A 19608-nucleotide genomic window follows, 5' to 3' on the forward strand; every position below is an offset into this window, starting at 1 on the left:
CGTGATTGGAGGGTCGACTCGCGTGATTCCGGGGTCGACACGCCGTGCGGAGGCCGGTTCGCCGTGTCGTCCCTTCAATCACGCGTGTCGACCTCCCCATCACGCGTGTCGACCCCGGGATCACGCGGGGTGGGGTCAGGGGAGTTCGCGGAGGGCCATGGCCAGGCCGGCGAGGCGGTCGGTGGCGTCGGTGAGGGCCTGCTTGGACGTCACCAGGCCGTCGCCGGCGGCGGCGACCGTGTGGCCGGCCGCGGCGACCAGGCCGCGGTAGCCCTCTAGGCCGTCTTCGAGCTGCTCGCGGAGCTTGGCCACCGCCGCGTCCAGGGCCGCCTTCTCGCGGGCGGGTGCGGAGTCGCGGCCGCGCTCGATCGCCTGGATGCGGGCCGCCAGGCCGCGCAGCGCGGCGGCCGCTTCGGTGGCCGTCTGGTGGGCGTCCGCGACGGACACTTCGGAGACCGGCGGCGTCCCGAGCGCAGACGGTACCGAGAGCTGACGCAGCAGCTCGGTCAGCGAGGCCTCGCACTCGGCGAGACGTTCCATCGGCTCGCGGGCCGCCGAGCGGGCCGGCGGCAGCGGCGGCGGGCCGGCCGGTGCCGCGGGGATCGGGGTGCGCTTGAGTTCACGCAGCTTCATGCCGGAGCGGACGCTGAACGTGCCGAAGATGACGGCTCCCGCGAACGCCGTGATCGCCTGCGGCATCATCGCGGCGCTGGTCGGGCTGAGCCAGCCCACCGCGGCGGCCACCGTCACGACCGCGCACAGGATCGTCAGGATGATCCACAGCGTCAACGCCTTCGACGTCCGGCGCTTGCGGCGTTCGAGCTTCGCCGCCGGGTGGTTCCAGCGGTCCCACTTGGCCCTGGCTTCGGCGAACGCCGGGACCTGGCTGGCCATGGACGACAGCGAGGCCGTCATGTCCGGCCGCCGGACCGGCGGCCGTTGCAACGGGTTGGGGCGTGCGGGCTTCCCGCCGGCCTGGTCGGCCGGCGGGAAGTACTTCTGCACCTTCTGGAGCTTTTCCTGGGCGCGCACGGCGTAGTCAGGCAGCTTCTCGATGTGCTTCTCCAGCTTCGCGCTCAGCTCGCTGAAGTCGCGCCGTCTGCCCTGCTGCCCCATGGTGCTCGCCCCCTCCGGAGTCGTCAGGCCGGGTTCTTGCCCTGCTCGGCCTGCACGCGCGCCTGGATCTCACGCTGGATGTCGGCCGAGCTGCTCGCGGGCTGCTGGGCCGTCTTGCCGCCATCGGTCACCTGCGCGACCGACTCGCCGCGCATCGACGACCGGATCTGCTCGAGCCGCGAGTGGCCGGCCAGCTGCGTGGTGGAAGCCTGGACCTCCATCATGCGCCCCTGGACCGAGTTCTGCGCCAGCTCCGCCGAGCCCAGCGCCGTGGTGTAGCGCTTCTCGATCTTGTCGCGGACCTCTTCCAGCGACGGCGTGTTGCCCGGCGCGGCCAGCTGGCTCATCTGGTTCAGCGAAGCGGAGACCTGCTCCTGCATCTTCGCCTGCTCCAGCTGCGAGAGCAGCTTCGTGCGCTCGGCCAGCTTCTGCTGCAGCATCTGCGAGTTGCGCTCCACGGCCTTCTTGGCCTGGGCCGCCGCCTGCAGCGACTGGTCGTGCAGCGTCTTCAGGTCCTCGATGTTCTGCTCGGCCGTGACGAGCTGCGTGGCGAAGCTCTCCGCGGCGTTCTCGAACTCGACGGCCTTCTGCTCGTCACCCTTGGAGCGCGCTTCGTCCGCGAGGACGAGGGCCTGCCGGGTCGAGGCCTGCAGCTTTTCGACGTCGCCGAGCTGCCGGTTGAGCTTCATCTCCAGCTGCCGCTGGTTGCCGATCACGGAGGCGGCCTGCTGCGTCAGCGCCTGGTGGTTGCGCTGCGCCTCCTCGATGGCCTGCTGGATCTGTACCTTCGGGTCGGCGTGCTCATCGATCTTCGACGAGAACGCCGCCATCATGTACTTCCAGAACTTCACGAACGGGTTGGCCATCTCCTCCGCCTGCCTTCTTGCGTCCCACGGGCCTAGGTACTCGGGGTGTGGGGCGTCGCTCCCCTGCAAGTGCAACGCTCCGACCCCGGCGTCGGGTTCCATCGTGTCAGGTCGGCCACGTCCGTTCCAGGCGACCCGGCCGAATTCAGGGATCCCCCTGATCACTACCCGTAGGCAACGCGAACGACCCCGGGCGGGTTGCCCGGGGTCGTTCGCGTGTCCGACTCGTGACTAGGCAGCGATCGTCGAGGCCAGCTTGGGCTGGCCGATCGTCGTGCGCAGCGTCGTGTTCATCCGCGGTGCGGGGGAAACCCGCAGGTCGGCGAGGTCGTTGCCGATCAGCTCGGACATCAGGCGGCCGCCTTCGATGCCGGCTGCCGAGGCCTCGGCGCCCCGCTTCTCCCGGGGTGCGCCCTCCACGATCCGCTCGTCGACCGGTGGGACCTCGACGTTGTCGAGGGCCGACACGTCCGCCGCCACGTTGTGCAGCAGCTCGCCGAGCGGAAGGTCCAGGGCCTGGCAGATGGACGCGAGCAGCTCGCTCGACGCCTCCTTCTGGCCCCGTTCCACCTCCGAGAGGTAGCCGAGGCTGACCCTGGCGGCGCGGGAGATGTCGCGCAGCGTACGACGCTGGTTGGTGCGGGCATGACGGAGCCGATCACCGATCGCCTCACGCAACAGCACGGTCATCACGCGCCTCCCTTCCGAACAAGTACCCCCTACGTTACCCAGAGCGGCGCCCCGGGCGCAGGAGTTGGTGTGCACGTACGCCAAGGGCGAACGCGTGTTTCACCCCAGATGTTCCCCGAGCAGGGCAAACGCGGCCAAGACCGACTCGGTCCTGATCAAGTCACGATCGCCGTCCAAGGCCAGCGTACGGACTGTACGTGTTCCCGGCCCGGCGAGCCCGACGTGCACGGTGCCCGGTTCGACGCCGTCCTGCGCCGACGGTCCCGCCACCCCGGTGAGCCCGAGACCCCACGTGGCGCCGCACCGGTCGCGGGCACCCTCGGCCAGCTGGGCGGCCACCTCGGGGTGGACCGCGCCGTGTTCGGCCAGCAACTCCGGAGAGACGCCGGCCAGCGTGGTCTTCAGCTCGGTGGCGTAGACGACCAGTCCCCCACGCAGCACCGCGCTCGCCCCCGGCACCCGCGCGAGGGTGGCGCAGACCAGCCCGGCGGTCAGCGACTCGGCCGCGGCGAGCGTCTCGCCCCGCGCGGACAGGGCCGCGACCAGGGCTTTTTCGTCCACCCTCAGCTCCCGGTGGCCCGGCGTCCGGCGGCCCGCAGCCGCACCGCGCGCACCAGGTAGTCGACGCCGGTCACGACGGTCAGCACCAGCGCCAGCCCCATCAACGCCCACCGGACCGGGTCCGCCCCCGCCGGCAGCGGCAGCAGGTACGCCACGATCGCCGCGATCTGGGCCATCGTCTTGGCCTTCCCGCCGCGGCTGGCGGGGATCACGCCGTGCCGGATCACCCAGAACCTCAGCAGCGTGACGCCGATTTCGCGGACCGCGATGACGATCGTGACCCACCAGCCGAGCTCGCCCAGCACGCTCAGCCCGACCAGCGCCGCGCCGGTCAGCGCCTTGTCCGCGATCGGGTCGGCGATCTTGCCGAAGTCCGTGATCAGGCCGTACTTGCGGGCCACCCAGCCGTCGAGCTGGTCGGTGGCCGAAGCGACCGCGAACAGCCCGGTCGCGATCGCGCGCCAGGTCGTGTCGTGACCGTCGCCGACGAACAGCGCGACCACGAACAGCGGGACCAGGACCAGGCGGGACAGCGTCAGGAGGTTCGCGAGGTTGAGCGTCGGGACCGGGGTCGGCTCGGGGACCTGGGCGGCGGTATCGCGGGCCAGGCCCTCGTCGGCGGCATCGCTGGGGAGCGCACTCACCGGTCGGCGTCCGGTACCGCGCGGACGATCAGGTCCACGCCCGCCGAATCGACGACCTCGCAGCGCAGGAAGTCACCGACCTGCACCTTCTCCGGCGCATCGAGGATGACGCACTCGCCGTCGACCTCCGGCGCCTGGTGCGCCGCGCGGCCGGTGAGCTCGCCGTCGTCGTCCAGCTCCACCAGGACGTCGACGACCGTGCCGATCCGGTCCTCGGCGCGCTGCGCGGTCAGCTCCTCGACCAGCGCCGAGATGCGGGTGACGCGGCGGGCGACCTCTTCGGGGTCGAGCTTGCCGTCGAAGGTCTCGGCCTCGGTGCCGTCCTCGTCCGAGTAGCCGAAGACGCCCACCGCGTCGAGGCGGGCGCCGGTCAGGAACCGCTCGAGCTCGCTCAGGTCGTGCTCGGTTTCGCCGGGGAACCCGACGATGACGTTGGTCCGGATGCCGGCCTCGGGCGCGTACTCGCGGATCTGCTCGCACAGCGCCAGGAACGAGTCGGTCGAGCCGAACCGCCGCATCCGGCGCAGCACCTGCTCGCTGGAGTGCTGGAAGGACAGGTCGAAGTACTCGGCGACCCCCGGCGTGGTCGCGATCGCCTTGACCAGCTGCGGGCGCGTCTCGGCCGGCTGCAGGTAGGAGACGCGGACGCGCTCGATGCCGTCGATCTCCGCCAGCCGCGGCAGCAGCCGCTCCAGCGCGGTGGCGCCGTCGCGGCCGAAGTCCTTGCCGTACGACGTCGAGTTCTCGCTGACCAGGAACAGCTCCTTGACGCCGTTTTCGGCCAGCCACAGCGCCTCGGCGACGATCTCGTCCGGCTGCCGCGACACGAAGGACCCGCGGAACGACGGGATCGCGCAGAACGAGCAGCGCCGGTCGCAGCCGGAGGCGATCTTCAGCGCGGCCACCGGCGAGTCGTCGAGGCGCGTGCGCAGCACCCGCGGGCCCCAGCCCTTCTGGGCGTGGCCGGGGACCTCGACCGACTCCGCGGCGGCGGGCCGCTCGACCGGGCTGATCGGCAGCAGCTTGCGACGGTCGCCCGGCGTGTGCGAGGCGATCTTGCGGCCGGCGACAACGTCGTCGAGGCGCGCCGAGAGGTCGGCGTAGTGGTCGAAGCCCAGCACCGCGTCGGCCTCCGGGAGGCTGTCGGCGAGCTCGTGCCCGTAGCGCTCGGCCATGCAGCCGACGGCGACGACCTTCTTGCCCGTGTCGGACGCGGCGAGCAGCGTGTCGACGGAGTCCTTTTTGGCCGACTCGACGAAGCCGCAGGTGTTGACCACCACGACGTCGGAGTCCTCCGGATCGGCCGCCAGCTCCCAGCCGCCGGCCGCGAGCCGGCCCGCCAGCTCCTCCGAGTCGACCTCGTTGCGGGCGCAGCCCAGGGTCAGCAGGGAGACGCGTCGGGTGGCGGCTGGGTCCGTGGCAGGGGAAGGCACGACGTTCAGGGTAGCCGCCGCTCCCGGGCGACCCGACGACGGCGTAGCCCGGTCGTGACAACACCCGCGCCGAGCAATGTGGCAGGGTTGACGATCGTGCCATCCGACTCGCCCCTCCCGAACGTCCGCCGCGCCCGGATCGCCGACGTCCGCAAGATCAAGGCCCTGGTCGACTCGGACGCGGGCCGGGTCCTGCTGGAGAAGGACCTGGTCACGCTGTACGAGGACGTCCAGGAGTTCTGGGTCGCCGAAGTGGGTGACGAAGTGGTCGGGGCGGCCGCGCTGCACGTGCTCTGGGAGGACATCGCCGAGCTGCGCACGGTCGTGGTCGACAAGGCCGTCCGCGGCCAGGGCGTCGGGCGGGTGCTCGTCGCCCGGCTGATCGACGAGGCACGTGAGCTGGGTCTCAAGCGGCTGTTCGTGCTGACCTTCGAAACGAGCTTCTTCACCGGGCACGGGTTCGTCGAGATCGACGGCACCCCGGTGTCGCACGAGGTCTACGAAGAGATGCGGCGGTCGCACGACACGGGTGTCGCGGAGTTCCTCGACCTGCCCTACGTCAAGCCGAACACCCTGGGCAATTCCCGCATGCTGCTCGAACTCTGAGTGAAAACCTCCTTTCGGGCGGTGACGGGCGCCACTGCGCTGCCGGAAGCTGATCGGGCACTTGTCCACCGATCGGCAAGGGAAAAGCGATGCGCACGACACTGCGGAACCTGGGGGCCACCGTGACGGTGGCCGTTTCTGTCGGCGCGGGCGCCCTGCTGGGCACCGGCACCGCGGCGGCCGCCGACATCCCGGCGATCACCGACCAGTACCTCTTCTCGACGTCCCTCTCCGGCTTCGAAACGATCCGGAACCAGGCGCCCTACCCCGGTCAGCTCGACTGGTCGTCCGACGGCTGTTCCTGGTCGCCGGACACGCCGTTCGGCTGGCAGTTCCTGCCGGGCTGCCACCGGCACGACTTCGGCTACCGCAACTACAAGAAGCAGGCCCGGTTCACCGCGGCGAACCGGCTGAAGATCGACGACAACCTGTATTCCGACCTGAAGAGCGTCTGCGGGTCCAACATCGCCTGCAAGGGCGCGGCCTGGACGTACTACCAGGCGGTCCGCAAGTTCGGCGGCTGAGCCCGGGCCCGGCCAGGATGGTGATCATGGAGATCGATCACCTGCTCAGCACGACCCGCGCCGTGCGCCGCAAGCTGGACCTCGACCGCCCGGTCGAGCACGGGGTGCTGGAGGAGTGCCTGAACCTGGCGCTCCAGGCACCGACGCCGGGCAACGTCCAGGCGTGGCGCTGGCTGGTCGTGCGCGACCAAGGCGTGAAGGACCGGCTCGGTGTCCTGTTCCGCGAGGTGGGCGAGGCCTACCTCGCGGAACGGGCGAAGCACGCCGACCCGCGGGCGCTCGCGTCCGGGCGGCACCTCCTGGAGGTGATCGACCGGGTCCCGGTGTTCGTGATCCCGGTCCTGGCCGGCCGCCCGGCCGGCGACAACGCGACCGACGCGGCCTTCTACGGCGGCATCTTCCCGGCGGTGTGGAACTTCCAGCTGGCGCTGCGTTCGCGCGGGCTGGGCTCGACGCTGACGACCTACCACCTGGCGCGGGAGGCGGAGGCCGCGGAGATCCTCGGCATCCCGGAGGGCCACACGCAGGCCGGGCTGCTGCCGGTGGCGTACACGACGGTGCCGGACTTCAAGCCCGCCGCCCGCACCCCGCTGTCCGAAGTGGCCTTCCTCGACCACTGGGGCACGCCGTTCAGCTGATCCGGACGGTGGCCTCCCCGCCGTCTTCGCTGACGGCGACCAGCTCGACCCGGCTGGCGGCGAAGGACGTCGACTGCGGGCCGGTGCGCGGGCCGCTGTGGAGCTCGGCCGTGGTGCTCTCGCCGCGGCCGGGCTCCTTCAGCAGGAACGCCAGCGTGGCCTCCCCCTGCCAGATGCACTGCATCCCGGGCCGGCACCGCGAGTCGGCGACGACCCGGGTGAACCGCACGGTCAGGTCCTTCCCCTGCACGGCGGCCTCCTGGCCGAGCCGCAGGGTGACGTCCTGCCCGGCCGGGGTGCTGACCGTGCTCGGGGACGGCGTCGGGGCGGGCCCGGGAGCAGCGGGCTGCCCGGCGGCGACCGAGCTCCCGGCGCCCACCGTGACGACGGCGAAGGCGAACAGTCCGGCTACGAATCGCTGTAGGTCCACGTGCTGTGGACGGAACGGATCGAGCCGGGGTTGCACCGGCTACTCGTCGTCGTCGCTCGCGTCGGCGTCCACCGGGCCGCCGCCGCGGATCATGAACAGGACCGACTCCAGTTCCTCCGGCTTGATCAGCACGTCACGGGCCTTCGAGCCCTCCGACGGGCCCACCACGCCGCGGCTCTCCAGCAGGTCCATCAGCCGGCCGGCCTTCGCGAACCCGACCCGCAGCTTCCGCTGCAGCATCGACGTCGAGCCGAACTGGGACGTCACGATCAGCTCCGCCGCCTGCAGCAGGACGTCCAGATCGTCCCCGATGTCCGGGTCGATCTCCTTCTTCTCGCCCGCCTTCTGGGCCGTGACGCCGTCCTGGTACTCCGGCTGCGCCTGCTCCTTCGCGTAGTTGACGACCGCGGCGATCTCCTCGTCGCCGACGAACGCGCCCTGGATGCGGACCGGCTTGCCCGCCCCCATCGGCAGGTAGAGCGCGTCGCCCATGCCGATCAGCTTCTCCGCGCCCGGCTGGTCCAGGATCACCCGCGAGTCGGTCAGCGACGACGTCGCGAAGGCCAGCCGCGAAGGCACGTTGGTCTTGATCAGGCCGGTCACGACGTCGACCGACGGCCGCTGCGTGGCCAGGACCAGGTGGATGCCCGCCGCGCGCGCCTTCTGGGTGATGCGGACGATCGCGTCCTCGACGTCGCGCGGGGCGGTCATCATCAGGTCGGCGAGCTCGTCGACGATCGCCATGATGTACGGGTACGGCCGGTACTCGCGCTCGGACCCCGGCGGCGCGGTGATCTCGCCCGAGCGCACCTTCTTGTTGTAGTCGTCGATGTGCCGGACCTTGTTGACCTGCATGTCCTGGTAGCGCTGTTCCATCTCCTCCACCAGCCAGGCCAGCGCGGCGGCGGCCTTCTTCGGCTGGGTGATGATGGGCGTGATCAGGTGCGGGATGCCCTCGTACGGCGTCAGCTCGACCATCTTGGGGTCGATCAGGATCATCCGGCACTCGTCCGGCGTCGAGCGCGCGAGCAGCGACACCAGCATCGAGTTGACGAAGCTCGACTTACCGGAACCGGTCGAACCCGCGACCAGCAGGTGCGGCATCTTCGTCAGGTTCGCGGTGACGAAGTGGCCCTCGATGTCCTTGCCGAGGCCGATCACCATCGGGTGGTTGTCCTTGACCGTGGTCGGCGCGCGCAGGACGTCACCCAGGCGGACCATCTCGCGGTCGGAGTTGGGCACCTCGATGCCGACCGCGGACTTGCCCGGGATCGGCGCCAGCAGGCGGACGTTGTCGGTGGCCACCGCGTAGGCGATGTTCTTGGTCAGCGCGGTGATCTTCTCGACCTTCACGCCCGGGCCGAGCTCGACCTCGTAGCGGGTGACCGTCGGGCCGCGGGTGAAGCCGGTGACCTGCGCGTCGACGTTGAACTGCTCCAGCACGCCGGTGATCGCCTCGATCATGGCGTCGTTGGCCTTGCTGCGGGACTTCGGCGCGTCGCCGAGCTTCAGCAGGTCGGGCGGCGGGAGCTGGTAGTCGCCTTCGACCGTGCGGGTGACCGCGAGCGGCGGTTCCGGGGCCTTCTTCGGCTTCTTCTCGACGACCTCGGGCGCGGGCTTGGGCTTGGGCGGCTTGATCGGCGTCGGCGCCTCGGCCAGCATCGCGTCGATGTCCAGCTGCTCGGGATCGGCTTCGCTGGCCTGGCGCCGCCGCGACGGCTTGCGCAGCCGCGCGGACTTCGGGTCGGCGTCGGTGACCTTCTCTTCGTCGGTCGCGAAGCCCGAGCGCTGCGCTTCGGCCTCGGCGAGCTCCTCCTCGTCCAGGCCCCAGTTGCGCAGCCGGTGCGGGATCTCGCGGACCGGCGTGCCGGTGAACACGAGCACGCCGAAGAACAGGGCGAGGATCAGCAGCGGCACGGCGACCCAGGTGGTGACGCCCATGGTGAGCAGGCCGCCGGAGAAGGCGCCGACGATGCCGCCGGCGTACATCCGGCCGTCGTTGGTCTCGGGCAGCGCGGTGAAGATGTGCAGCATCCCGAGCACCGACAGGACGACCATGATCGTGCCGACCACCATCCGCGGCCGCGTCTCCGGGTGCGGCTCGGACCGCATCAGCGCGACGGCGACGACGACCAGGACCAGCGGCAGGGTGACGGCCCCGGCGCCGAGCACGGTCCGGGTGGCGATCTCCACCCCGGTGCCGATCGGCCCGGCCGCCCGCCACCAGACGCCGACGGCCGCGACGATGCCCAGGCCGATCAGGCCCAGCGCGAGGCCGTCGCGGCGGTGCTCGGCCTCGAGTTCGCGGGTGCGGCCGACCGTCCTGGCCAGCGTGCCGAGGCCCTTGGCCAGCAGGTTCCAGGTGCCGCGGACGCCCTTGCCGAAGATCCCGGGCGTCTTGCGGCGGGAGCGTGGAGCGGGTTTGCGAGCGGCCGGGCGGGACTTCGCGGGTGTACGCGGCTTACGCGCCGCTGCCCCCCTCGCGCCGCTTCCCGTGCTTCTCTTCCTCGTCGCCGACCCAGCCATGCCTTTTACGGTAACCGGCCGGGGCGGTTCGTCCCACGCGCCACTCTCGGCCCTCGGTGAACTTCTGCCTCACATCCGAGGTTGAGCGGCCATCCGGGTGAACCGCCCCCGGCCGGTGCGCAAAAGGGTGAAATCGGCGTCTGCCATGCTCTGCCCATGCTCGCGCTGCGCACCGCCGAACCGCCCCGCCGTGCTCCCGCCATCTGGCGGACCATGCTGAACATCGACCGCGGGCTGGTGAACCTCGTCGGGCGGCTGACGGTCACCGGCCGGGTGCCCGCCCAGCTGCGCGGGCGGCCGCTGCTGATGGCCGCGAACCACATCGGCGTGTTCGACGCGTTCGTGCTGATGGCGGCGTGCAAGCGGATCGGCATCAACCCGCGGTTCATGCTGGCCGGCGGCATCCTCGACGCACCCGTCATCGGGCCGGCGCTGCGGGTCAGCGGGCACCTGCGGGTCGACCGCAAGCACGCCGGGACCGCCGTCGGACAGTTCGCCGAGGCCGTCGAGGCGATGAAGACCACGCGCGAGCCGATCATCGTCTACCCGGAGGGCCGGATCAGCCACGACCCGGGCCTGTGGCCGGAGCGCGGCAAGACCGGCGCGGCGCGGCTGGCGCTGGCGGCGGGCGTGCCGGTGATCCCGATCAGCCAGTGGGGCGCGCACGAAGCCGTCTACTGGGGCACCGAGACCGTCAACGGCCCGGCCGACCTGGTGCCGCTGGCCCGCTCGGGGCTGAGCGCTCCGCTGCGCCGGCCGAAGTTCCGGGTGCACTTCGGCGACCCCGTCGACCTGTCGGACGTCGAGCCGGGGCGGCCGGGCGCGGGAGTGCGCGCGCACGCGAAGATCATGCAGGCGATCACCGACGGCCTCGTCCCGCTGCGCCGCGACGAGCTCGACCGGCCCAAGTTCCACGACCCGACGCGGCCGACCGACACCGTCAGCCCCTGGAAGCCGCCGTCCGTACTGTGAGACACGCGGGGCGGCGCCCCTAGAGTCGGCGACGTGAGCACACGGATACTCGTCGTCTACTACAGCTCGACCGGGAACACCGCCGCCCTCGCCGAGTCGCTCGCCGCGGGCGCGCGCGAGACCGGGGCCGACGTGCGCGTGCGGACCGTGCCCGAGACCGTGCCCGCCGACGCCATCGCGCGGAACCCGCGCTGGCAGGCCTGGGTGGACGCCGGCCCGCACCACGAGCTCGCCACCCTCGGCGACCTCGAGTGGGCCGACGGGCTCGCCGTCGGCAGCCCCACCCGGTTCGGCGGGCCCGCCGCCCAGCTCAAGTCCTATTTGGACAGTACGGGTGGCTTGTGGGCCCAGGGAAAGCTGGCGGACAAGGTGGCGACGTCGTTCACGACGGCGTCCACCGCGCACGGCGGTCTCGAGTCGACCCTGCTGGCGATCAACAACGTCTTCTACCACTGGGGCGCGATCGTGGTGCCGCTCGGCTACACGGATCCGCACCTCAAGGAGTCCGGCAACCCGTACGGCGGCTCGTTCGTGTCCCGGAAGTCGGCGGCGCCGGACGAGGTGGCGATCGACGCCCTGCGGCTGCAGGGGCGGCGGCTGGCCACCGTCACCACGCACGTGGCGACCGGGCTGAAGCGCGCGGAGTGACCGACGGGTGCCACCCGGGAGTGGCACCCGGACATCGGTTCAGCGCTTGGCCCGGCGGCGCAGGGCCCAGGCCCCACCGGCACCGACGAGGACGATCGCGCCGCCCGCGACGAGCGCCGGGGCGGCGGATCCGTCATCGGCCGGGCCACCGCCGGTCTGCGGCGCGCCCTGTGGCTTGACCACGACCTGCGGCGCGGGCTTCGGCTTCGGTTTCGCGGGTTTCGGCGTCGGCTTGGCGGGCGTCGGAGTCGGTGTCGGTGTCGGTGTCGGCGTGTCGAGGATCCCGACGGAGAAGGTCCGGTAAGCGCTGCCGTTGCCGCCGTCGAGGCACTGCATGGTGGCCACGTACCAGCCCGGCCACACCCCGCCGAACGTGATGGAATACCGCTTCCCGTTCCGGTACATCAGACCGGACTGCTTCGGCTCCTGGCCGCGGTAAACGTCGTAGCTCGCCACGGCATCGACACCACTGACCGCACACGTACCCATGATGGTCACCGAGTTTCCCGACACCGAAACACTCATCGTCGTCGGTTTGCCCGGGATCGGTTCGTCGGCCGAAGCCGCGATTGGCGTCAGCAGCACGCAGCCGGCGGAAACACCAGCGGCGACCAAGGTTCTTCGCATTGTTTCACCTCCAGGATCCTCGCACGGCAACTGCGTGCGAGCCTCTTGGAGACGCCCGGTTCCGGACCGGCGGTTGCCACCCGGACGTAACGAAACGGACTCGCCCGAACGAGTCCTCTTCGGACAGTCCGGGTGCCGCCGGTCGGCGGCACCCGGACGGCTCAGTGCCGGGCGGCGGATTCGCCGTCGGCCGGGCCCCCGCCGGTCTGCGGCGCACCCTGCGGCTTCACCGCGACCTGCGGCGCGGGCTTCGCCTTGGCGGGCTTCCCGACGGTGAAGTTCCGCACGGCACCCCCGGAGCCGGGCCCGCCCTTGTGGCAGAACATCGAGGCGACGTAGCTGCCCGGCCGCACCCCGGTGAACGTGATGGACCGCTTCTTCCCGTTCTCCTTCATGACACCCCAGCCGATCGGCTCGTGCCCACGCGGCTTGGCGTAACCCCCTTCGGCCAGGTCGCCACCGAGGTCGCACAGCGCCGTGATGGTCACCGTGCCCCCCGACACCGTGACCTTCATCGTCGGGTTTTCCGCTTCCGCGGCCGACACCACGACCGGCGACAGCAGCACGCAACCAGCGGCCACACCCACCGCGGCAAGAACTCTTCGCATGATTTCCCCTCCAGGATTCATCGCACACCGAATGCGTACGAGAATGAAAAAAGAAACTCACTCCCCGCCGAATGAATCGCGGGGTCCCCGGTTTCTCGAGACATCCGGAAGACGCCTGCCCCCCGGCCCGGTTCCGGCCCGGACGTAACGAAACGGACTCGGCGCCCGGGTGACCGGCATAACCGGGAAAATCATTTCGGCGGTCACGCCGGGCCACCTACAGTCGCGGTGGTGACCACCGAACTCCCCGTCCTCGCGCCGCCCCGGGTCGCCCACCGGGGCCGGGGGACCGCCTACGTCCTCCTCGCCGCCCTGTTCTTCAGCACGTCCGGCACCCTCGGCAAGTCCGTGATGTCGGCCAGCGCGATCCGCGCCGCGGAAGCTGCGGGTGCGCCGGGCGGAGCTGCCCGTCCTGGCCGGGTACGGCCTGCTCGGCGTCGCCGGTGTGCAACTGCTGTACTTCGTCGCCGCGGGGCGGATCCCGGTCGGGATCGCCATCCTGCTGGAGTTCGTCTCGCCGGTGCTGATCGCCCTGTGGGTGCGGTTCGTGCGGCGGCACCGGCTGCCGCGGGCGGTCTGGGGCGGCATCGCGCTGGCCATGGCCGGGCTCGCGCTGGTCGCCCAGGTCTGGGAAGGCGTCACGCTCGACGGGCTGGGCCTGCTGGCCGGCTTCGGCGCGGCGCTGTGCTCGGCCGGATACTTCCTGCTCGGCGAACGCGCGGTGGCCGGCATCGACCCGCTGGGCCTGGTCACCTGGGGCATGGTGGTCGGCGCGGTCGCGATCAGCTTCGTCGCGCCGCCGTGGACGTGGCCGGCCGCGCTGCTCGACGTGCCGGTCGGGTTCGGCGCCTGGCACCCGCCGGTGTGGCTGCTGCTGACCCTGCTGGTGCTGGTCGCGACGGTCCTCGCGTACGTCTGCGGCATCTCGGCGCTGCGGCACCTGCCCGCGTCGGTGGCGAGCGTGCTCGGGCTGGTCGAACCGGTGATCACGACGGTCGCCGCGTGGGTGCTCATCGGCGAGCAGCTCGCCTGGCCGCAGCTGCTCGGCGCGGCGATCCTGCTGGGCGGCGCCTACATCGTGCAGCGCTACTCGGAGATCCTCACCCGCTGAGCTTGCGCAAATTCTGCGTCCGGCTTCGGCCGGGTGGAGAATTCCCGCGATCGATGCCCACCCGGGGAGGAAGCACCTTGGCGACGAAGTCCGGGCTGCGGCCCGACCTGCGGCAGCGGCACGTCCGGATGATCGCCCTCGGCGGCATCATCGGCGCGAGCCTGTTCATCGGCAGCGGCGCGGTGATCCACACCGTCGGCCCGGCCGCCGTGCTGTCCTACGCCATCGGCGGGCTGCTCGTCGTGCTGGTGATGCGGATGCTCGGCGAGATGGCGACCGCGGCGCCGGCGCTGGGCTCGTTCATGGAGTACGCGCGCGACTCGCTCGGCGGCTGGGCGGGCTTCACCATCGGCTGGCTGTACTGGTACTTCTGGGTCGGCGTGGTCGCGTTCGAGGCCGTCGCGGGCGCGAAGATCCTGCAGGGCTGGATCCCCGGCGTCCCGCAGTGGGTGTTCTCGCTGGCGCTGATGCTGCTGCTGACGGCGACGAACCTGGCGTCGGCGCGCTCCTTCGGCGAGACGGAGTTCTGGCTGGCCTCGATCAAGGTCGCCACCATCGTCGTGTTCCTGGTGCTCGGGACGCTGTTCGTGCTCGGGCTCTGGCCGGACGCGCACTTCTCCGTCGGCAACATCGGCCTCGACGGCTTCGTCGCCAACGGGCCGTTTTCGGTGGTGCACGGCGTGGTCATCGTGATCTTCTCGTACTTCGGCGCGGAGATCGTCACGATCGCGGCGGCGGAGTCCGACCAGCCGGAGACGGCGGTCCGCAAGGCGACCTCGACGATCGTCTGGCGGGTGATCGTGTTCTACGTGGGTTCGGTGGCCCTGCTGGTGATGATCACGCCGTGGCGCGAAATCCCGAGCGAGACGAGCCCGTTCGCGGCGGCGTTCGGCCGCTTCGGCGTCCCGGCGGCGTCGACCATCGTGTCGGCGGTCGTCCTGACGGCGGCGTTGTCGGTGCTGAATTCGGGGCTGTACACGGCATCCCGGATGCTGTTCGCCCTGCGCCGCCACGGCTGGGCACCGGGCTGGGTCGCGGACACGAACACGCGAGGCGTGCCGTGGAAGGCGATCCTGGCGTCGACGTCGATCGGGTACGTGGCGGTGGTGATGAGTTACGTGTCCCCGGACAAGATCTTCTACTTCATCATCAATTCGGCGGGCGCGGTGGCGCTGTTCGTGTACGCGATCATCTGCGGCTCCCAGATCAGGATGCGACGTTCCCTCGAAGCCTCGGCGCCGGAGAAGCTGAAGCTGCGGATGTGGGGCTACCCCTGGCTGAGCTGGGTCACGCTGGTGCTGACGCTGGTCGTGGTGGCATCGATGCTGTTCGTGGACGAGGACGCGCGGGCACAGCTGTACCTGAGCCTGATCAGCCTGGCGGTGATCCTCGGCGTCTACGCCCTCATCCGCCACCGCTCGTCCCGTGATTCCACACCGATCTCGCGTGACTGAACCCGGATCTCGCGTGATTGAGCCCGGATCTCGCGTGATTGAAGCCGGAAGTCGCGAGTTCCGGCTCCAATCACGTGAGTTCCGGGTCTGGTCACGTGAGATGCGGGTCTGGTCACCGGGCCTCAGCCGCCGGCGATGCGGGACAGGGCCCCGAAGAACACGTCCGTGATCTTGGCCGGGTCCGGGGCCAGGAACGCCTGGCCGCCGGTTGCCGCTGTCAGCTGGTCGAGTTCCGGTTTGTCCGCGTCCGGGCCGATGCCCACGCCGATCAGCGGGATCGGGCGGCGGGCGTCCTGCAGCTTCGCCAGCTCCGCCAGCAGCTCCGGCCGGGACACCCCGCGCGGGTCCTCGTTGCGGCCGTCCGTCATCACGATCACCAGGTTCAAGCGGCCCGGCTCCCACTCGCGACGCGCCGTGCGGTACGTGTCCAGCACGCTGTCGTACAGGCCCGTTCCGCCGTCCGGGGTGGCCGTCACCTGACCGAGCTTCTCCAGTGCTCCGCCGGCCAGGTGCTGGGCGACCGGGGCCATCGGGAGCAGCTCGCGGTAGTCCTTGTCGCCGTCCAGGCGGGTCGAGAACGCCAGCATCCGCAGCTGGGTCGCCGGCTTGAACAGGTGCATCGCCTTGGCCGCCGCCTGCATCGTCACCTGCATGCGGGTCAGGTTCGTTCCCGGGACCTGCGCGTTCATCGAGCCCGACACGTCGATCAGCACCTGGACCCGCGCGCTCAGGTTGATGCCCGCCCACTGGTTGAGCAGCTCGTCGACCTCCGGCCCGGACGGGAGGTTCGCCGCCCGGATGCCCTGCGGCTGCACCCTCGGGTCGTCCGTGTGGTCGCGCAGCGCCTGGCCGCCCGCCGCGCGCAGGCCCGTGCGGGCGATCGCGTCCGCTCCCGGGTCGCCGAGCACCGCGTCGCGCAGCGCCTGGACGATCGGGCGCTGCTGCGGGGTGATCCGGCCCAGCTCCGCGAACGGGTAGTCCAGGGTCGGCACCGCAGTCGAATAGACGGCGACCAGCGGGGACTTCGAGTCCTCGACGTTGTGGCGCAGCAGCGAACTCTCCGACGCGGGGAACGCCGTCACCGCGGCCGCGCCACCGCTGTCGCTCGAGCCCGGCAGCCGGGCGATCAGCTCCGTCTCCGCGCCGAGCGTGTTGGCCGAGAAACGCCGCAGCGTCGCCACGTACGCGCCCGACGGCTCCCGTGCCGCCTTGACGCTGTCCCGCAGCCCGAGCAGCGCCATCGCGCCGACCGCGTCACGCGCCGGGTCGGACATTCCCGGCACCAGGCCCGGCGCCGCCAGCGCCTCCGCCCAGGTGGGCACGCGGTCGGGCCAGCCGAGGCCCTTGGCGACGTCCGCGGCGACCGCGAGCACCACCGGCGAGCTCGCCACCGACGCCCCGGTTTCGGGGACGTCGGCCGCGCCGAGCTGGTGGGCACGGCGCAGCGCGAGCGTCGAGTCCGGCACCCAGACCTGCGGCCGCGGGCTGCCGTCCGAGATGGCGAGCCGCTCGGCCGCCAGCGTCGCCTCCCGCGTCTGGATCTCGATGCTGCCGCACTGCAGGTCGAGGGCGTGCACGACGAGCGACAGCGCGGGCGCGATGTCCGGCGACGCGGTGACGAGGACCTTCGCGGGCTGCTCGCACGCCGGCCGGGCACGCACGGTCGTCACGGTCGCCCACGCGGCGGCCCCGAGGACGAGCACGAGTCCGGTCGCGAGGGCGGGCACGAGCAGCCGGCGTCGTCTGCCGTCCGAATGACGTCCCATCGGCGCGGCCTCTCTGCGGGAGGCGGGGTGGGATCAAGGTTATCCCGCGCCAAAGCGGTCGCTCGTGGGCCGGACGGCGTAACAGACGGGCCAACTCACGCCGAAGGCGGCCTCCGGTGCGGTCACCGCACCGAAGGCCGCCTGGCGGAAGGGTCTAGACCGGGATGACCGTCGGGACGATCATCGGGCGGCGGCGGTAGGTGTCGGCCACCCAGCGGCCCACCACCCGGCGGACCGCCTGCGCGATCCGGTGCGTGTCGGTGATGCCCTCGGCCTCCGTGCGCGCCAGCTCCATCTCCACCAGCGGCACGACGGCGGCGAGCGCCTTCGGGTCGTCGGAGAAGCCGCGGCCGGACACCGTGGGGCTGCTGACCGCGCGGCCCGAGCTGGAGTCCACCGCGACGCTGATCGAGATGAACCCGCCCTCGCCGAGGACCAGCCTGTCCGACAACGTCGACTCCCCGACGTCGCCGACCGACAGGCCGTCGACGTACACGTGCCCGACCTCGACGCGGCCGGTGCGGGACGCCTTGCCGTCCACGAGGTCCACGACCACGCCGTCCTCGGCGATGACCACGTTCTCCGGGGCGACGCCGGTGCGGATCGCCAGCTCGCCGTTCGCGCGCAGGTGCTTCCACTCGCCGTGGACCGGCATCACGTTGCTCGGGCGCACCGCGTTGTACAGGTACAGCAGCTCGCCCGCCGACGCGTGGCCGGACACGTGGACCTTCGCGTTGCCCTGGTGGACGACGTTCGCGCCGAGCCGGGTCAGGCCGTTGACCACGCCGAACACCGCTGTCTCGTTGCCCGGGATCATCGAGCTGGCCAGCACGACCGTGTCACCCGCGCGGATCGAGATCTGCCGGTGCTCGCCGCGCGCCATCCGCGACAGCGCCGAGAGCGGCTCGCCCTGCGACCCCGTCGAGACGAACAGGACCTTGCTCTCCGGCAGGGTGCTCGCCTGGTCGAGGTCGACGAGCAGGCCCTCCGGCACGTTCAGCAGCCCCAGGTCGGCGGCGATGCCCATGTTCCGGACCATCGACCGGCCGACGAACGCGATCCGGCGCCCGTGCCGCTGGGCGGCGTCGAGCACCTGCTGGACCCGGTGGACGTGGCTGGCGAAGCAGGCCACGATCACGCGCTGGTCGACCTTGCGAACGACGTCGTCGAGGACCGGGCCGATGTCGCGCTCGGGCATGACGAACCCGGGCACCTCGGCGTTGGTCGAGTCGACGCAGAACAGGTCGACACCCTCGTCGCCGAGCCGGGAGAACCCGGCCAGGTCGGTGAGGCGCCCGTCCAGCGGCAGCTGGTCGAGCTTGATGTCGCCGGTGTGCAGGACGACGCCCGCCGGGGTGCGGATCGCGACCGCGAGCGCGTCCGGGATCGAGTGGTTGACCGCGAAGAACTCGAGGTTGAAGACGCCGACGTCGCGGCGCTCGCCCTCGCGGACCTCGATCAGCTTCGGCCGCTGCCGGTGCTCCTTGGCCTTGGCCGCGAGCAGGGCGTTGGTGAACTTCGAGCCGTAGATCGGCAGGTCCGGCCGCAGGCGCAGGAGGAACGGGACGGCACCGATGTGGTCCTCGTGCCCGTGGGTGAGCACCAGGCCGTCGATGTCGTCGAGGCGGTCCTCGATCGCGCGGAAGTCGGGCAGGATCAGGTCGACGCCGGGCTGGTCGTCCTCGGGGAAGAGCACCCCGCAGTCGACGATGAGCAGGCGGCCGCCGAACTCGAAGACGGTCATGTTGCGCCCGACTTCGCCGATGCCGCCGAGCGCGACGACGCGCAGGGCCCCCTCGGGCAGTGCGGGCGGGGCGTTGGTGGGGCCTGGACCTTGGGGAAGTGAGCTCACCGAGGCAGGGTCCCAACGCTGGTGTGCGAGGTCGGCGCGATGTAGGCCGCTCGCGAATCTGCTTGTGCCACCCGCTCACCATGCCAGTCCTGGGCCGCCGTGTCGCCCAGCGGCACGCCGCCCTGGGCAAGATCACCGGCGATCAGGGCCGTCTGCTCGGTGGTCGGCGCGACGATCGGCAGCCGCGGGTCGCCGATGTCGAAGCCGCGCAGCCGCAGCGCCGCCTTGCTGAAGGCGACCCCGCCGACCCGCGACATCGCGCGCAGCACCGGAAGCATGCCGCGGTGGTTGGTGCGCGCGGTGGAGGTGTCACCGTTCTCGTAGGCGTCGATCATCGCGCGGATCCGGCCCGCGACGACGTGACCGATCACACTCACCACGCCGACGCCGCCGACGGAGATCCACGGCAGGTTCAGGCCGTCGTCACCCGAGTAGTAGGCGAGGTGGGTGTTGGCGATCACCTCGGAGCCGGCGATGAGGTCGCCCTTGGCGTCCTTGACCGCGACGATCCGGGGGTGCTCGGCCAGCCGCAGCAG

Annotated in this window: 19 protein-coding genes and 1 pseudogene; 7 read left to right on the forward strand and 13 right to left on the reverse strand. The window is 71.3% G+C overall.

The features are described from left to right. Positions 1 to 135 precede the first annotated feature (135 nt). From pspM to rimO, 6 genes are all read right to left on the reverse strand, one after another. Positions 136 to 1116, reverse strand: a complete 981-nt coding sequence (pspM, locus tag CCN39_RS04730) for a phage shock envelope stress response protein PspM (protein WP_086838713.1) — start codon at positions 1114 to 1116, stop codon at positions 136 to 138. A gap of 23 nt (positions 1117 to 1139) precedes the next feature. Next, positions 1140 to 1982, reverse strand: coding sequence for a PspA/IM30 family protein (locus tag CCN39_RS04735; RefSeq protein ID WP_086838714.1), 843 nt, complete (start codon positions 1980 to 1982; stop codon positions 1140 to 1142). 231 nt (positions 1983 to 2213) lie between these two features. Next, on the reverse strand, positions 2214 to 2672 hold the full coding sequence (locus tag CCN39_RS04740) for a helix-turn-helix domain-containing protein (RefSeq protein ID WP_167454979.1): 459 nt from the start codon (positions 2670 to 2672) through the stop codon (positions 2214 to 2216). 99 nt (positions 2673 to 2771) lie between these two features. After that, positions 2772 to 3233 (reverse strand): CinA family protein, encoded by a 462-nt coding sequence (locus CCN39_RS04745; RefSeq protein ID WP_086838718.1) that lies wholly within the window; start codon positions 3231 to 3233, stop codon positions 2772 to 2774. A gap of 2 nt (positions 3234 to 3235) precedes the next feature. Then, positions 3236 to 3877: a CDP-diacylglycerol--glycerol-3-phosphate 3-phosphatidyltransferase gene (gene pgsA / locus CCN39_RS04750; RefSeq protein ID WP_086838720.1), complete on the reverse strand. Its 642-nt coding sequence runs from the start codon at positions 3875 to 3877 to the stop codon at positions 3236 to 3238. Then, positions 3874 to 5310 (reverse strand): 30S ribosomal protein S12 methylthiotransferase RimO, encoded by a 1437-nt coding sequence (rimO, locus tag CCN39_RS04755; RefSeq protein WP_086838722.1) that lies wholly within the window; start codon positions 5308 to 5310, stop codon positions 3874 to 3876. The genes pgsA and rimO overlap by 4 nt, the downstream gene beginning before the upstream one ends. An 87-nt stretch (positions 5311 to 5397) precedes the next feature. Between rimO and CCN39_RS04760 the strand changes: the two genes are divergently transcribed. From CCN39_RS04760 to CCN39_RS04770, 3 genes are all read left to right on the forward strand, one after another. Beyond that, positions 5398 to 5916, forward strand: a complete 519-nt coding sequence (locus tag CCN39_RS04760) for an amino-acid N-acetyltransferase (RefSeq protein ID WP_208630140.1) — start codon at positions 5398 to 5400, stop codon at positions 5914 to 5916. An 89-nt stretch (positions 5917 to 6005) separates the two neighbouring features. Continuing rightward, complete coding sequence (locus CCN39_RS04765; RefSeq protein WP_086838724.1) at positions 6006 to 6440, forward strand: phospholipase; 435 nt, start codon at positions 6006 to 6008, stop codon at positions 6438 to 6440. Positions 6441 to 6466: 26 nt separating this feature from the next. Beyond that, positions 6467 to 7078 carry a nitroreductase family protein gene (locus CCN39_RS04770; RefSeq protein ID WP_086838726.1) on the forward strand — a complete coding sequence of 204 codons (612 nt, stop codon included), beginning with the start codon at positions 6467 to 6469 and terminating at the stop codon, positions 7076 to 7078. On the opposite strand, the gene CCN39_RS51565 is transcribed toward CCN39_RS04770, so the two are convergent. Beyond that, entirely contained in the window at positions 7071 to 7508 is a 438-nt protein-coding gene (locus CCN39_RS51565; RefSeq protein ID WP_244210619.1) for a hypothetical protein, read from the reverse strand. The genes CCN39_RS04770 and CCN39_RS51565 overlap by 8 nt on opposite strands. Positions 7509 to 7547: 39 nt before the next feature. Continuing rightward, on the reverse strand, positions 7548 to 10034 hold the full coding sequence (locus tag CCN39_RS04780) for a DNA translocase FtsK (RefSeq protein ID WP_086838728.1): 2487 nt from the start codon (positions 10032 to 10034) through the stop codon (positions 7548 to 7550). Between the two features lie 156 nt (positions 10035 to 10190). Here CCN39_RS04780 and CCN39_RS04785 point away from each other — a divergent pair, with 156 nt between their 5' ends. Continuing rightward, positions 10191 to 11006, forward strand: coding sequence for a lysophospholipid acyltransferase family protein (locus CCN39_RS04785; RefSeq protein WP_086838730.1), 816 nt, complete (start codon positions 10191 to 10193; stop codon positions 11004 to 11006). 33 nt (positions 11007 to 11039) lie between these two features. Next, entirely contained in the window at positions 11040 to 11654 is a 615-nt protein-coding gene (gene wrbA, locus CCN39_RS04790; protein ID WP_086838732.1) for an NAD(P)H:quinone oxidoreductase, read from the forward strand. A gap of 39 nt (positions 11655 to 11693) precedes the next feature. Here wrbA and CCN39_RS04795 read toward each other — a convergent pair whose 3' ends face one another. Together CCN39_RS04795 and CCN39_RS04800 are read right to left on the reverse strand one after the other, a co-directional pair. Next, complete coding sequence (locus tag CCN39_RS04795; protein ID WP_086838734.1) at positions 11694 to 12281, reverse strand: hypothetical protein; 588 nt, start codon at positions 12279 to 12281, stop codon at positions 11694 to 11696. A gap of 161 nt (positions 12282 to 12442) precedes the next feature. Continuing rightward, on the reverse strand, positions 12443 to 12889 hold the full coding sequence (locus tag CCN39_RS04800) for a hypothetical protein (RefSeq protein ID WP_143263946.1): 447 nt from the start codon (positions 12887 to 12889) through the stop codon (positions 12443 to 12445). A gap of 231 nt (positions 12890 to 13120) precedes the next feature. Here CCN39_RS04800 and CCN39_RS04805 point away from each other — a divergent pair. Further along, positions 13121 to 14000: pseudogene (locus CCN39_RS04805) on the forward strand (EamA family transporter). A 53-nt stretch (positions 14001 to 14053) separates the two neighbouring features. Beyond that, complete coding sequence (locus CCN39_RS04810) at positions 14054 to 15454, forward strand: amino acid permease (protein ID WP_244210620.1); 1401 nt, start codon at positions 14054 to 14056, stop codon at positions 15452 to 15454. Between the two features lie 122 nt (positions 15455 to 15576). Here CCN39_RS04810 and CCN39_RS04815 read toward each other — a convergent pair whose 3' ends face one another. From CCN39_RS04815 to CCN39_RS04825, 3 genes are all read right to left on the reverse strand, one after another. Continuing rightward, positions 15577 to 17220: a substrate-binding domain-containing protein gene (locus CCN39_RS04815; RefSeq protein WP_208630141.1), complete on the reverse strand. Its 1644-nt coding sequence runs from the start codon at positions 17218 to 17220 to the stop codon at positions 15577 to 15579. A 154-nt stretch (positions 17221 to 17374) separates the two neighbouring features. After that, the gene (locus tag CCN39_RS04820) at positions 17375 to 19072 is read right to left on the reverse strand and encodes a ribonuclease J (RefSeq protein WP_167454980.1); all 1698 of its coding nucleotides are present in this window, start codon (positions 19070 to 19072) and stop codon (positions 17375 to 17377) included. After that, on the reverse strand, positions 19069 to 19608 hold a 540-nt coding region (locus tag CCN39_RS04825; RefSeq protein ID WP_208630142.1), incomplete at its 5' end, for a dihydrodipicolinate synthase family protein. The genes CCN39_RS04820 and CCN39_RS04825, both read right to left, overlap by 4 nt.

The sequence above is a fragment of the Amycolatopsis kentuckyensis genome (genome assembly GCF_002155975.1).
In the GTDB taxonomy this organism is placed as follows: domain Bacteria; phylum Actinomycetota; class Actinomycetes; order Mycobacteriales; family Pseudonocardiaceae; genus Amycolatopsis; species Amycolatopsis kentuckyensis.